Annotated in this window: 14 protein-coding genes; 11 read left to right on the top strand and 3 right to left on the bottom strand. The window is 63.2% G+C overall.

Annotated elements, in window-relative coordinates:
• The coding region (locus VCK47_RS15085) for a hypothetical protein (RefSeq protein ID WP_322892297.1) at positions 1–308 on the bottom strand (308 nt) is incomplete at its 3' end.
• A 150-nt stretch (positions 309–458) separates the two neighbouring features.
• Here VCK47_RS15085 and VCK47_RS15080 point away from each other — a divergent pair.
• Together VCK47_RS15080 and VCK47_RS15075 are read left to right on the top strand one after the other, a co-directional pair.
• Positions 459–1,697: an aromatic ring-hydroxylating dioxygenase subunit alpha gene (locus VCK47_RS15080; RefSeq protein WP_322890066.1), complete on the top strand. Its 1,239-nt coding sequence runs from the start codon at positions 459–461 to the stop codon at positions 1,695–1,697.
• Between the two features lies 1 nt (position 1,698).
• Positions 1,699–2,775, top strand: coding sequence for a hybrid-cluster NAD(P)-dependent oxidoreductase (locus VCK47_RS15075; protein ID WP_322890067.1), 1,077 nt, complete (start codon positions 1,699–1,701; stop codon positions 2,773–2,775).
• Between the two features lie 75 nt (positions 2,776–2,850).
• Here the strand turns inward: VCK47_RS15075 and metH are convergent, their stop codons facing one another.
• Entirely contained in the window at positions 2,851–6,615 is a 3,765-nt protein-coding gene (gene metH, locus VCK47_RS15070) for a methionine synthase (protein WP_322890068.1), read from the bottom strand.
• 248 nt (positions 6,616–6,863) lie between these two features.
• Between metH and VCK47_RS15065 the strand changes: the two genes are divergently transcribed.
• Positions 6,864–7,022: a hypothetical protein gene (locus VCK47_RS15065; RefSeq protein WP_322890069.1), complete on the top strand. Its 159-nt coding sequence runs from the start codon at positions 6,864–6,866 to the stop codon at positions 7,020–7,022.
• 91 nt (positions 7,023–7,113) lie between these two features.
• Positions 7,114–7,545 carry a hypothetical protein gene (locus VCK47_RS15060; protein ID WP_322892296.1) on the top strand — a complete coding sequence of 144 codons (432 nt, stop codon included), beginning with the start codon at positions 7,114–7,116 and terminating at the stop codon, positions 7,543–7,545.
• On the opposite strand, the gene VCK47_RS15055 is transcribed toward VCK47_RS15060, so the two are convergent.
• A complete protein-coding gene (locus VCK47_RS15055) occupies positions 7,534–7,821 on the bottom strand; it encodes a hypothetical protein (protein WP_322890071.1) in 288 nt (95 codons plus the stop codon). The two genes, VCK47_RS15060 and VCK47_RS15055, sit on opposite strands and share 12 nt — an antisense overlap.
• 71 nt (positions 7,822–7,892) lie before the next feature.
• On the opposite strand from VCK47_RS15055, the gene VCK47_RS15050 reads away from it, so the two are divergent.
• The 7 genes from VCK47_RS15050 to VCK47_RS15020 all read left to right on the top strand — a co-directional run bounded on the left by VCK47_RS15050 (position 7,893) and on the right by VCK47_RS15020 (position 13,308).
• Complete coding sequence (locus VCK47_RS15050; protein ID WP_322890072.1) at positions 7,893–8,960, top strand: GTP-binding protein; 1,068 nt, start codon at positions 7,893–7,895, stop codon at positions 8,958–8,960.
• Between the two features lie 69 nt (positions 8,961–9,029).
• Complete coding sequence (locus VCK47_RS15045) at positions 9,030–9,773, top strand: hypothetical protein (protein ID WP_322890073.1); 744 nt, start codon at positions 9,030–9,032, stop codon at positions 9,771–9,773.
• On the top strand, positions 9,754–10,206 hold the full coding sequence (locus VCK47_RS15040) for a carboxypeptidase regulatory-like domain-containing protein (protein ID WP_322890074.1): 453 nt from the start codon (positions 9,754–9,756) through the stop codon (positions 10,204–10,206). Before VCK47_RS15045 ends, VCK47_RS15040 begins: the two co-directional genes overlap by 20 nt.
• On the top strand, positions 10,206–10,841 hold the full coding sequence (gene cbiM, locus VCK47_RS15035; RefSeq protein WP_322890075.1) for a cobalt transporter CbiM: 636 nt from the start codon (positions 10,206–10,208) through the stop codon (positions 10,839–10,841). The genes VCK47_RS15040 and cbiM overlap by 1 nt, the downstream gene beginning before the upstream one ends.
• On the top strand, positions 10,831–11,553 hold the full coding sequence (gene cbiQ / locus VCK47_RS15030) for a cobalt ECF transporter T component CbiQ (RefSeq protein ID WP_322890076.1): 723 nt from the start codon (positions 10,831–10,833) through the stop codon (positions 11,551–11,553). Before cbiM ends, cbiQ begins: the two co-directional genes overlap by 11 nt.
• Positions 11,550–12,311, top strand: a complete 762-nt coding sequence (locus VCK47_RS15025; protein ID WP_322890077.1) for an ABC transporter ATP-binding protein — start codon at positions 11,550–11,552, stop codon at positions 12,309–12,311. Before cbiQ ends, VCK47_RS15025 begins: the two co-directional genes overlap by 4 nt.
• 88 nt (positions 12,312–12,399) lie before the next feature.
• On the top strand, positions 12,400–13,308 hold the full coding sequence (locus tag VCK47_RS15020; RefSeq protein ID WP_322890078.1) for an AEC family transporter: 909 nt from the start codon (positions 12,400–12,402) through the stop codon (positions 13,306–13,308).
• The last annotated feature ends 54 nt before the right edge of the window (positions 13,309–13,362 follow it).

Here is a 13,362-nt window from a genome sequence, read left to right as displayed (position 1 = left end):
GCCCCGCCAGTGCATCTCTGCGCCGCCGGTGAGGGGGGTTCTACGGTTAGTGCGATCAGGCCGCAAGGGGTTTTTTCGACAAAAAGCGCAGCAAGGCGCATTTTGTTGGAACATTTATGACAACCGCCAACAAAACAAGCGCGATAGCCCGCGAAACATGGGCTTTGCCGCAGCAAGAACCGCGAAAACACCGCAGCAAAGGCCAGAATCAGCCCCGCATTTCTGGCCTGCAAACAGCAAATGCGCCCCTGAGCGGGCGACTCGATACCTCCAAGGATCGGAATCGCGCCACCTGCACGGAATCGCACGCGGCCACCCTGCCCTGCGGCGCAGTTCGCAGGCCGCATGTCGTATTCCGGCGGTTGCTGTGCTGCATCGCAGCTAAAGTCCAATCTGCGCAGCGCCTGCTCGGGCGCGCATCCTGTTCACGTGCCACTGTCGGCACAAAGCGAGGTATGATGCTTGATCAAGCCCTGATGCTGGACCGCCTGACCGCCCGCCGCCCCGCGCATGCGCTCGAACGCGACCTGTATTGCGACGATGGTGTCTATGTCCTCGATCTCGACCATATCTTCTATCGCGAATGGCTGTTCGCCCTGCCCTCGCCTGTGCTGCCAAAGCCGGGTGCCTTTGCCACGCTGCAGATCGGCGCCTATCCGGTCGTCATCGTGCGCAGCACTGATGGCATGATCCGCGCCTTTCATAATGTGTGCCGTCATCGCGGCCAGCGGCTGTGCGCGACGACAACAGGATCGACGCCCAATCTGGTCTGTCCTTATCACCAGTGGACCTATGGTCTGGACGGCAAGCTGCTTTATGCGCGCGACATGGGCGACGGGTTCGATCCCGCAGCACACGGGCTAAAAAAGGTCCATTGCGTCGATCTGGGCGGGATGGTCTTTGTCTGCCTTGCCCAAGTGCCACCGCCGATCGCGGATCTGGCCAAGCACCTGACATCTTTCCTTGCCCCCTCCGGCCTCAAGGATGCCAAGGTCGCGTATAGTTCGACCATCGTCGAAAACGGCAACTGGAAGCTGGTGCTGGAAAACAACCGCGAATGTTACCATTGTTCGGGGTCGCATCCGTCGCTCTGCCGGACCTTCTCGGACAATCCCAAATTCGCCGCCATGTCCGGCCCCGACGAGGCCAGCCCCGAAATCCTGACCCATTGGAAACGCTGCGAGGCTGCGGGCCTGCCGTCACGCTTTACCCATGCGGATGACATGGCCTGGCGGCTGGCGCGGGTGCCTTTGTTGAACAATGCCGAAAGCTATACGATGTCCACCAAGGCCGCCGTCGCGAAACGGATGGGCACGATGCCGTTCAACGACGCGGGCACGCTCTTGTTCTATCACTATCCCAACACTTGGAACCACTTTCTGGGCGATCATGCGATCACCTTCCGCGTCCTGCCGATCTCGGCCACGCAAACCGAGGTCACGACGACATGGCTTGTTCACAAAGATGCGGTCGAGGGCGAGGATTACGATCTGAAAACCCTGACCGAGGTCTGGCTGAACACCAATGACGAGGATCGCCAGGTTGTCGAGGAAAACCAGAAAGGCATCCTGTCCCCCGCCTATGAACCCGGCCCCTATTCCCCCATTCAGGAAGAAGGTGTGATCCAGTTCGTGGACTGGTATGCGGGCCTGATGACTGGGCGGCTGTCCCCGCAGCCTGCACTGGCGGCGGAATAAGATGCCCGCGCCCACACGGATCAGCACCACCGCCGCGTGGCGCGATGATGAATGGCTCGAATGCGTCATGGTCATCCCAGAGACGCCCGATGTCGCGACCTTCGCCTTTCGGGCGCCCTCGGGGGCATGGTTCGACTATGAACCGGGGCAGTTCCTGACGCTTGATCTGCCAGTCCCGGGTGGCGCGGTGCAGCGGACCTATACAATATCCTCCAGCCCCTCGCGGCCCCTATCGATCTCGCTCACGGTCAAGGCGCAAAGGGACAGCATCGGCACGCGCTGGATGCTCGACCACCTGCGCCCGGGGATGAAGATCAAGGCTTACGGCCCTGCGGGTATCTTCAGCTTTCACCGCCATCCGGCGGACAAATACCTGTTCATCTCGGCAGGCTCCGGCATCACGCCGATGATGTCGATGACCACCTGGGCCTGGGACACGGGCGACATGCCCGATATCGTCTTTGTGCATGCCGCGCGCCGCCCGTCCGACATCATCTTTCGCGAAAGGCTGGACCAGTTCGCCAACCGCGTGCCGGGGCTGCAACTGCGCTACACGGTCAAGGAACCCGACCCGTTCCGCGTCTGGCACGGGTATCACGGACGGCTGAACCAGATCATGCTGGGGCTGATGGCCCCCGACTATCTGGAGCGTGAAGTGTTCTGCTGCGGGCCTGAGCCTTTCATGCAGGCGGTGCGCGACATGTTGAACGCGCTTGGCTACGACATGGACCGCTATCATCAGGAAAACTTTCAGGCCCCCGTCGAAAAAGCCGCCGACGCGCCCGAGATCAACGATATCACCCCCGATGCCGACACAAGCGCGCAGATCAGCTTTGCCGCGTCTGGCGTGGTCGCGGCCTGTGCGCAGACCGATACCGTGCTGGCCGTGGCGCGCGCCAACGGGCTGAACATCCCGTCCGGCTGCACGTTCGGCCTCTGCGGGACCTGCAAGATCCGCAAAACCGCAGGCGAGGTCCATATGGTCCACAACGGCGGCATCTCGGACGAGGATATCGCAGACGGCTACATCCTTGCCTGCTGCTCCAACCCGCTCGGCCGGATCGAAGTCGCCGTCTGATCTTCTTTTTTCCCCAAATACTCCGGGGTTCGGGGCAGCGCCCCGTCTTGGCCTCTCACCAAAGGAACGCGCGCGCTATTCTGCCGCCAGCGCGGATCGCGGCGTCGGCACATAATTCAGGATTGGCCCCAGCCAGCGTTCCACGTCCTCGACAGGCATATCCTTGCGCGCGGCATAGTCCAGCACCTGATCCCGCTCGACCTTGGCGACCCCGAAATAATAGGCGTCCGGATGCCCGATATAGAGCCCCGACACCGATGACCCCGGCCACATTGCCATGCTTTCGGTCAGTTTCACGCCTGTCGTGGCCTCGGCATCCAGCAGCCGGAACAGGGTGGTTTTCTCGGTATGGTCAGGCTGGGCGGGATAGCCCGGTGCAGGGCGGATACCGCGATAAGGCTCGCCGATCAGTTCCGAGGGCGCAAGCGTTTCATCCGGCGCATAACCCCACAATTCGCGGCGCACCAATTCATGCATCCGTTCGGCAAAGGCTTCGGCGAAACGGTCGGCGAGCGCCTTGACCAAAATCGCGTTGAAATCGTCGTTGGCCCGCTCGAACCGTTCGGACAGGGCGATTTCCTCGATCCCTGCCGTGACCACGAAACCGCCAACGTAATCGGGGGTGCCGGTAGGTGCCACGAAATCCGACAGCGCCACGTTGGGCCGCCCGTCGCGCTTGCTGACCTGCTGGCGCAGGGTGTGCAGCATCGCCAGTTCGGTCTTGCGGCTGTCATCGGTGAACAGGCGGATATCATCGCCCATCGCATTGGCAGGCCAGAAGCCCACCACCGCGCGCGGTCGGAACCATTTTTCCGCGATGATCTGCGCCAGCATCTCTTGCGCATCGGCAAAGAGCGCGCGCGCGGCCTCGCCCTGTTTTTCGTCCTGCAGGATCTTGGGATAGACCCCTTTCAATTCCCATGTCTGGAAAAATGGCGTCCAGTCGATATAGCGCGCAAGCTCGGCCAGATCCCAATCCTCATAGACCTTGGTCCCAAGGAAAGATGGTGCCGTCACGCTGTAATCCTTCCAGTCGATCTGCAGCGCATTGGCGCGGGCATCGGCCAGGGCCAAGCGTTTCTTGGCGAGTTCCGACCGCGCGTGTTGATCCGCGACTTTTTCATATTCGGCGCGGATCGTCTTTACATAACCCGCCTTCTGATCCGGCGACAAAAGCGCCGAGACGACACCCACCGCACGGCTGGCGTCCGTCACATAGACCGTCTGGCCTGCCGCATAATTGGGGTGGATTTTCACCGCCGTATGCACGCGGCTGGTGGTCGCGCCGCCGATCAGCAGCGGAATATCAAGACCCGCCCGTTCCATTTCGGCCGCCATATGGACCATTTCATCCAGCGACGGCGTGATGAGGCCAGACAGACCGATGATATCGACCTTTTCAGCAATCGCTGTTTCGATGATCTTGGCGGCGGGCACCATCACGCCCAGATCGATGATGTCGTAGTTATTGCAGGCCAGCACGACGCCCACGATATTCTTGCCGATGTCATGCACATCGCCTTTGACCGTGGCCATCAGCACCTTGCCCGCAGATTCGCGCCCCGTCCCACCATTCAGGCGCTTTTCCTCTTCCATATAGGGCAGCAGCACCGCGACCGCCTGTTTCATCACGCGGGCGGATTTGACGACCTGCGGCAGGAACATCTTGCCCGCGCCGAACAGATCGCCCACCACATTCATCCCCGCCATCAGCGGGCCTTCGATCACATGCAGCGGGCGGTCGGCCTGCAGGCGCGCCTCTTCGGTATCGGCGTCGATGAATTCGGTGATCCCGTTGACCAGCGCATGTTCCAGCCGTTTTTCGACCGACCAGTCGCGCCACGCCAGATCACGCTCTTTCGCCTCGCGCGCGCCGGTGGATTTGAACCTTTCGGCGATCACCAGCATGTTTTCGGTCGCATCCGGCGTGCGGTTCAGCACCACATCTTCGCAAGCCTCGCGCAGATCGGGGTCGATGCTGTCGTAAACCGCCAACTGCCCTGCGTTGACGATGCCCATATCCATCCCCGCCTGAATGGCGTGATAGAGAAACACCGCATGCATCGCCTCGCGCACAGGTTCGTTGCCACGGAAGCTGAAGCTCAGGTTCGACACGCCGCCCGAGACATGCACATGCGGCAGGTCGGCAATGATCCGGCGGGTCGCGTTGATGAAATCGACGCCGTAATTGTCATGCTCCTCGATCCCTGTCGCCACGGCAAAGACGTTGGGGTCAAAGATGATATCCTCGGGCGGGAAACCCACCTCTTCGGTCAAGAGCTTATAGGCGCGGGTGCAGATTTCGACCTTGCGATCCTCGGTATCGGCCTGCCCCGCCTCGTCAAAGGCCATGACGACCACCGCCGCACCGTACGCACGGCAGAGCCGCGCCTGATGCAGAAACGCCTCTTCGCCTTCTTTCATGCTGATCGAATTAACGATGGATTTGCCCTGCACGCATTGCAGGCCCGCCTCGATCACCTCCCATTTGGAACTGTCGATCATCACCGGCACGCGGGCGATATCGGGTTCGGCGGCGATCAGGTTCAGGAATTCGATCATCGCCTGTTTGCTGTCGATCAAGCCTTCATCCATGTTCACGTCGATGATCTGCGCGCCGTTTTCCACCTGATCGCGGGCCACATCGACGGCGGCGGCATAATCGCGGTTGGTGATCAGCTTGCGGAATTTGGCAGAGCCGGTGACGTTCGTCCGCTCGCCCACGTTTACAAAGGGAATGTCGGGGGTCAGCGTGAACGGCTCCAACCCCGAAAGCCGCATCAGCGGCGTATGCGCGGGGATCGCGCGCGGCTTGTAACCCGCCACCGCAGCGGCAATGGCGCGAATATGGTCAGGCGTCGATCCGCAGCAACCGCCGACGATATTGACCAAGCCTTCCTTGGCGAAGTCGGCGATCTGGCTGGCCATGAAATCGGGGCTTTCGTCATATTCCCCGAATTCATTGGGCAGGCCCGCATTGGGATAGGCGCAGACCAGCGTATCGGCCACGCCTGACAATTCCGCCAGATGCGCGCGCATTTCGGCAGCGCCCAGCGCACAGTTCAGCCCGATGGTCAAAGGGTCCGCATGGCGCACCGCATGCCAGAACGCGGTCGGTGTCTGGCCTGACAGGGTGCGGCCAGAGCGGTCGGTGATCGTGCCGGAGATCATCACTGGCAGGCGCAGGCCGTTGGCGGCAAAGATTTCCTCGCAGGCGAAAATCGCGGCCTTGGCGTTAAGCGTGTCGAAAATCGTCTCGATCAGGATCAGATCGGCCCCGCCGTCGATCAGCCCGCGCAATTGTTCGGCATAGGCTTCGCGCAACTGGTCAAACGTCACCGCGCGGTAGCCCGGATTGTTCACATCGGGCGACATGGATGCCGTGCGGTTCGTCGGCCCCAGCGCGCCCGCGACGAACCTTTCGCGCCCGTCCTCGGCTGTGGCGCGGTCCAGCGCTTGCCGCACCAAACGCGCACCGTGAAAGTTCAGGTCATAAACCAGATGCTCCAAGCCATAATCGGCCTGCGCGATGCTCGTGGAGGAGAAGGTGTTCGTCTCGACGATATCGGCCCCTGCCATCGCATAAGCATAATGGATATCCTCGATCGCTTGCGGCTGGGTCAGGATCAGAAGGTCGTTGTTGCCCTGCTGCGGCAGCGGCTTGTCCCCGAACAATTGCGGATGACAGGCACAGCCCGCGCCATGGGCGGTGAAATCCCCCTCGCCAAAGCCCAGCGCCTGAATTTGCGTGCCCATCGCCCCGTCAAGGATCAGGATACGGTCGGCAGCGGCGGCAGCGATCCGGTCGAAGGCGGGGGATTTTGGCAGGAGAGAGGTCATGACAGTCCGATCAAACAACAAAAGGCACCTGACGTGCCTGCAGGTCAGATAGGCGCATGCGGTCGTGAAAACAAATTCATGTTGGGCAAGACAATTATGAAATCCATTCATACATAGCCAGAGCGGCAGGCCAGTCACGCAAAATCACTTTACTAACCTGATTATTTCTGTCAGGAATAATTCACCCAGTCGGAACAGCGGTTGCGCGGTGACCGGCAAGGCATGCCCCTTTTGCACAGGACGAGCCGATGCCAGACAGCACACATGATTTTCTGATCGATCTGATCGCCGCCCAAGATGATTGCGTCACGGACGGGTCCACGATCGAACCACACCTGGTCGAACTGATCCTTGACCGGCAGGCCCAGTCAACCACCCAGGAAAGCGCCTCACATGCACGGCGCTGATCCGCGCCGCCCATTCCGCCCGGTCTACGAGCCGCAAACGGATCACGGACCCACAAGAGACCCGCGTCCCGGCGAAATCGCGGTGCAGGACATGAACCTCGACCCCTTCGCGCGGCTGACGTTGGTGCTGTTGCGTTGGCATTTCCAGACTTTTGCCGTGCCCGAAAGCCAGGGTTGGCTGGTCGCACTGCGCTGTGCCACGGCGCATGTCGGCCCCGATGCCGCCGGGGCCCTGTGCTATGATCTGGTGGGCGTGGTGCAGACCTTGCGGTCGAGCCGGACCACACCGATCGCGTTCAATTCCGAAAGCTGCCCCTGCTGCCGCGACTGGCTGACGCCTTCGGAACGCCAGATCATGCAGATGATCGACGCCCTGCGCCACGATCAGGAAGGGCGCGCGCGGACATTGGCGCAGTTTCTTTGCGATGGCGCACCCGACAGCAACCTGCTGGCGGTGACCCAAACCTATCTGCGCCGCCACACACCGTATTCCGCGCAGAAGGCCGCGTTTTCACAAGCCTGAGAGCGGCGCAACGTCGGACTCTGTGATCGCGGCGACAGGTCGGTGGATCACAACCACCCGGCGCACAAGGTCAAACCCTGTCACGCTGATCTGCGTCGCGGGACCGGGGCAGTCATGGTCGGCGCAGGTGATTTCCGTCAGATGCACCAGACACTGCCCGCCGACGCGGGCACGGACCAGTCGCTTTACCCGTTGCAGATGCCAGAGTAGCACGGCCTTCTGCCGGATCGCGGCGGCACGGGCGGGGCTGGCTGTGTCTATGGCGGGCTGGGGCATGTGATCTTGCGTCCACGATTGTTATAACATAACAAACACAGGATCACCGCAACCACAACCCGGACCGCCAGATGACGATGAAAATTCCCGTGACCCTGCTGACCGGTTTCCTTGGGGCCGGAAAAACTACCCTGCTGAACCGCCTGCTGCACGATCCGGCCGCAGGCCGCGTCGCCGTGGTCGTCAACGAATTCGGAGAGGCGGGGCTGGACCACGACCTGATCGAGTCCGCCGCCGAGGATGTGGTGCTGATGCCCGCAGGCTGCATCTGCTGCACAATAAGGGGTGATCTGTCGAAAACGCTCGCGCGGTTGCTGGTGCGCCGCGCGGTGGGCGAGTTGCGCTTTGACCGCGTCATCATCGAAACCACCGGGCTGGCCGACCCCAGCCCGATCCATCACACCTTGCTGGTCGATCCCGTGCTGGCGGCTGATTACAGGCTGGATGGCACCGTGACCGTCGTGGATGCGGTGCTGGGCCTGTCGACGCTTGACCGCCAAGCCGAGGCGCAGGCGCAGGTCGCCATGGCCGACCGGATCGTGCTGACCAAATGCGATCTTGCCGATACCGCCACAGTCGCGGCATTGCAGGCCCGACTGGACCGGCTGAACCCCGGCGCACAGCGGATCACCGCCGACAAGGGCGTGGTGCCGTCCGGTGTGCTGTTCGGGCTGTCCGCCATGCGCCACGCGGTCACGCAGGTTCAGGCGCTCGACTGGCTGGCTGCCCCTGACCCGCTGGCGGGTCTGTCGGGTCTGCGTCTGCCAAAACCGGCGAGGATTGATCTTGCCAGCCCGTCGCATCATGCAACCGACGACAGGATTACCACCGCGTCGATCACGCTGGATCAGCCTATCGCGCCCGAGGTGTTCGATCTGTGGCTTGATACACTCATCGCGCTGCGTGGCCCCGATATCCTGCGGATGAAGGGGATTGTGCATATCCGCGACTTGCCCACGCCCTTCGTGTTCCACGGCGTCCAGCATATTTTTGAGCCCCCCGTCGCACTGGGTCACTGGCCTGAGGGCGACCGGACCAGCCGGATTGTTGTGATCGCCCGCGACATCCCGCAGCAGGACCTTGAGGCAAGCCTTGCCATGCTGAACAATGCGCCCGACCTGCAGGACAGCGACGCCTGAGCCATTGACACCCCGACAGGGCATTCGTATGAAAAAGCTTCTTATTTTTCATACCGTCAAGGACCATCCATGTCACTGCCCTGCGCACGTTTCTGTACTCTCGCCACCGCCCTGACCATCGGCACGGCGGCCGCCGCCGAAGGCACACTGCACCTCTTTGCCAATGGCGAGGCGCTGGCACGCGAGGGTTTTGTTGCGCCCGAACTGACGCGTGACGGCTGGGAACTGCGTTTCGATCATGTGTTCGTCACGCTTGCGGGGTTGTCGGCTCTCCAGACCGACCCGCCCTTTGATGCTGCTGCAGGTGGCAAACCCGCCGCGACCCAGACCGTTGTTTTCGATAGCATCCAACAGGTGACAATCGACCTGACCGATACCGATGCGCAAGGCCGCGTGCTGCTCGGGACAGCACCCGCACCCCAAGGCCATTACAACGCAGTTGTCTGGTCTGTCGTGCCGGCGCAATCGGGTGACTGGGCGGGCCAGTCGATGGTGCTGATCGGCACAGCGACCCGCGACGGCCAAAGCGTGGATTTCACCCTGACCAGCGATGCCACGCATGATTATGTTTGCGGTGAATATGTGGGTGACGCGCGCAAGGGGTTCGTTGCCGCAGGCAGCGATGCCGACCTTGAACTGACCTTCCATCTGGATCATGTGTTCGGTCGCCACGACTTGGGAGCGACCGATCACATGAATACCCATGCGCTTGGGTTCGACGCTTTCGCCGCGGGCGGCACCCATGAAATCACCCTGACAGGCCTGCACATCGGCCATGTCGGAGAGGGGCATTGTGCTGTCAGTTACCGTTAAAGCACTGGTCGCGGCGCTGCTGCTGACGGGGCCTGCGGCAGCGCATGGCGCCTTCGTCGATGTGGGCGCCACCGAGGCCGTGGCCATCCACGCCCGCTATGACACGGGTGAGCCGATGGCGGGCGCACAGGTCTCCGTCTTTGCTCCCGACGATCCCGCGCATCCTTGGCTGACGGGGGTCACGGATGCGGACGGAGGGTTCGTCTTTGTACCCGACGAACGGGCGGGGCAATGGGCGGTACAGGTGCGACAGGCGGGTCATGGCGCGATAGGCTATGTCGCCGTCGGCACGGATGGTGCGGCCATCACCGTCACAGCCGCCAGCACTGACCTGTCATGGGCACAACGGCTGCTGATGGCCGCCAGCGTCATCTGGGGCTGCATCGGCACGGCCCTCTATTTCCGGCGTGCGCGCACTGCGGAACCGGCCTGATGCATATCCCCGACGGTATCCTGCCCCTTGGGCTGACCTTGGGCGGCTGGGCGGTCGCGGCAGGGCTGACCGCCCTTTCGCTGAACCGGATCGCGGCCCAACCTGACCCGCGCGAAGGACTGCCGCGCGCCTCGATGATGACGGCTGCCTTTTTCGCAGCCTCGCTGATCCATATCCCCGTGCCCCCCAGCAGTGTGCATCTGATGCTGCCGGGGCTGATGGGAGCGATGCTGGGCTGGTATGCAATGCCCGCGATCCTGATCGGGCTTGCGTTTCAGGCGGTCATGTTCGGGCATGGCGGGCTGACCACGCTCGGTGTCAACGCGGTCATCCTCGGGCTACCTGCGCTGGTGGCCTTTGGCCTGACGCGCGGCTTGGGGCACATGACGCAGCGCGCGGCGGCCGCGATTCTGGGCTTTGCGACCGGCGCAGGCGCAGTTCTGTTGGCGGTTGCGCTGTTCGCCGCGACCCTGCTGGCGGGGCTGCCCGCGCATCTGGATGCAGGCGCCGAACGCGCGGCGATCACGGCGCTGGCGCTGGCGCATCTGCCGCTGGCGCTGGCCGAGGGGATGGTCGTCGCCGCGATCCTCGGCTTTCTGCGCCGCACCAACCCCGAGATGATCGGTGCGCGCTGATCCGATCACCGACCCGCGCCTGCGGATCATCGCCTTGCTGGCGCTTGCCTTCAGCTTTTCCGCGCTGCACGGGTCCATCGCCTTGGCGCTGATGGTTGCGACCACCATGTGCCTTGTGTGGCTGTCCGGCACGCCCGCCCGTCAGTTGCTGCGGGCCTTGCGCCTGCCGGGCGTTGTCATCGCGGGCTTGGTCGTGGTTTTGCCCTTTACCAGCGGAGAGACGGTCATCACGGCACTTGGCCCCCTTGCCCTGCGCGCCGAAGGGCTGGCCGCCGCCACTGGCATCGCGCTGCGGTTCCTAGCGATCTTTACGCTGATCGTTGTCTTTGTCGGTGCGTTGCCACTGTCGCATCTGATCGGCGCGCTGCGGGGTCTTGGGCTGCCCGCGCTTTTGGTGGATATGGCGTTGCTGACCCTGCGCCATATCGAGGATCTGCGTCACGATCTGGCCCGCATGCAGACCGCCATGCGCCTGCGCGGCGGGCACGGATGGCTGGGGCGGTTCCGGTCGACCGGCTGGATTTTGGCAAGCCTTCTGCTGCGCAGCCATGCGCGGTCGGAACGGGTCTATCACGCGATGATCCTGCGTGGGCACGGGGCAAGCGGGGCCGCCCTGCCCGACGCACCGCCCGTGCCGCGCGCCGACAAATGGGCGCTGGTGGTCCTGATTGCGCTTGCAGCCAGCCTGCTGGCGGTGGACCATCTGGCATGACCCAGCCCTTGCTCCAGACCCGCAACCTCAGCCTGACCCGCGCCACTGGCGACCGCGTCTTGCAGGACGTGTCGCTGCAAATCGCGCAGGGTGAACGGGTCGGGCTGATCGGCCCGAACGGCGCGGGCAAAACCACGCTGATGCTGTGTCTGACCGGCGTGATCCGCGCATCCGCAGGCGAGGTGCAGATGGACGGCGACCCGGTCACACCCGGCGGTTTCCACCCCGGCATCGGTTTTGTGTTCCAGCAGGCCGAGGACCAGTTGTTCAGCCCCAGCGTGGCCGAGGATGTGGCCTTTGGCGCGCGCAATCTGGGCTTGTCGGGAGATATGCTGGGCGCAGCCGTCGCCGCAGCACTTGACCGCGTAGGGATCGCGGCGCTGGCGGACCGGCCCGTGCATCATCTGTCGGGCGGCGAAAAGCGGCTGGCGTGCCTTGCTGGCGTGCTGGTGATGTCCCCCCGCCTGTTGCTGCTGGACGAACCCTCTGCCGCACTTGACCTGCGCAACCGCAGGCGGCTGATCGGTCTGCTGCGCGGCATGGATCAGGCGATGCTGATCGCCAGCCATGATCTGGAGATGGTGCTGGAGCTTTGCCACCGCGTGATCCTGATCGACGGCGGGCGCATCGTGGCCGATGGGGCCGCGCGCGATATCCTCGGCGATGCCGCATTGATGGCGCGGCACGGCCAAGAAGTGCCACATTCGCTGACCCATCATGCGCAGGTGGTGCATGCGCACGGGCAGCGCATCGGCTAGATCGCACAGGATCACCGCGCTTTGATCTGGCAAACGGCCCGACAGGAATGCTACGGCTGGCCGCAAGACCAGCAGCGGAACGGGCAACATGATCATCCTGACAATCTGGCCGCTGTTCGCGCTGATCTGCCTTGGCTTTGCGATGGCGCGCACGGGCTTTCCCGAACCGGGGTTCTGGCCTGCGGCAGAGCGCGTCAATTACTACATCCTGTTTCCGGCGCTGCTGGTGGGCAGCCTTGGCGCGGCCCCTTTGGGTGATCCTGCAATCTGGCGGCTGGGCGGCGCGGCTTTTGCCGCGATCGGGCTTGCCGCACTGGGGCTTTATGGCTGGAGGTGGTTCCACCCGAGCCCGGCCGCGCGTTTTGGGCCGACCTTGCAGGGCGTCGTGCGGATCAACACCTATCTGGGCCTTGCCATCACGGCCGCCCTTGTCGGCGCGCCCGGGATCGAGCGCGCGGCCATTGTGCTGGCGGTGATCGTGCCGCTGGTCAATGTGCTGTCGATCATGGCATTGGCCGAGCGGACCGAGGCGCGCCGTCCGCAGGCGATCCTGCGGATGATGGCGCGCAACCCGCTGATCCTTGCCTGCGCGCTGGGGATCACGCTGGCGCTGAGCGGGATCGGGTTGCCATTCGGGACAGGCGCGTTCTTTGCGCTACTGGGACAAGGCAGCCTGCCCTTGGGACTGCTCTGCGTGGGGGCGGCACTGCGCCCGGGCGCGCTGCGGTCCGACATGGCCGCAATCGGGATCAACAGCGCGCTGCGGCTCTTTGCAATGCCGGTGCTGGCGATGGGCATGGCGTGGATCTTCGGGCTGAACGGGATCGAGGCACTGGTGCTGGTCATTTTCTTCGCCATTCCGACCGCGCCCACATCCTATGTGCTGACACGGCAATTCGGCGGTGACGCGACCTATATGGCCGGACTGGTCACAGCCCAGACATTGGCATCGGTGCTGACCATCCCGCTTGTGCTGCTGATCTTCGGGGCAGGCTGACGATTTTGCGCCGCGGCGGAACCTAATCGCGGCATTGGCGTTTTCCAATCGTAC

The sequence above is a fragment of the Yoonia sp. 72 genome (genome assembly GCF_034652275.1).
In the GTDB taxonomy this organism is placed as follows: domain Bacteria; phylum Pseudomonadota; class Alphaproteobacteria; order Rhodobacterales; family Rhodobacteraceae; genus Yoonia.
The sequence above is the reverse complement of the archived record's forward strand: the minus strand, read 5'-3'. Positions and strand labels throughout refer to the sequence as shown.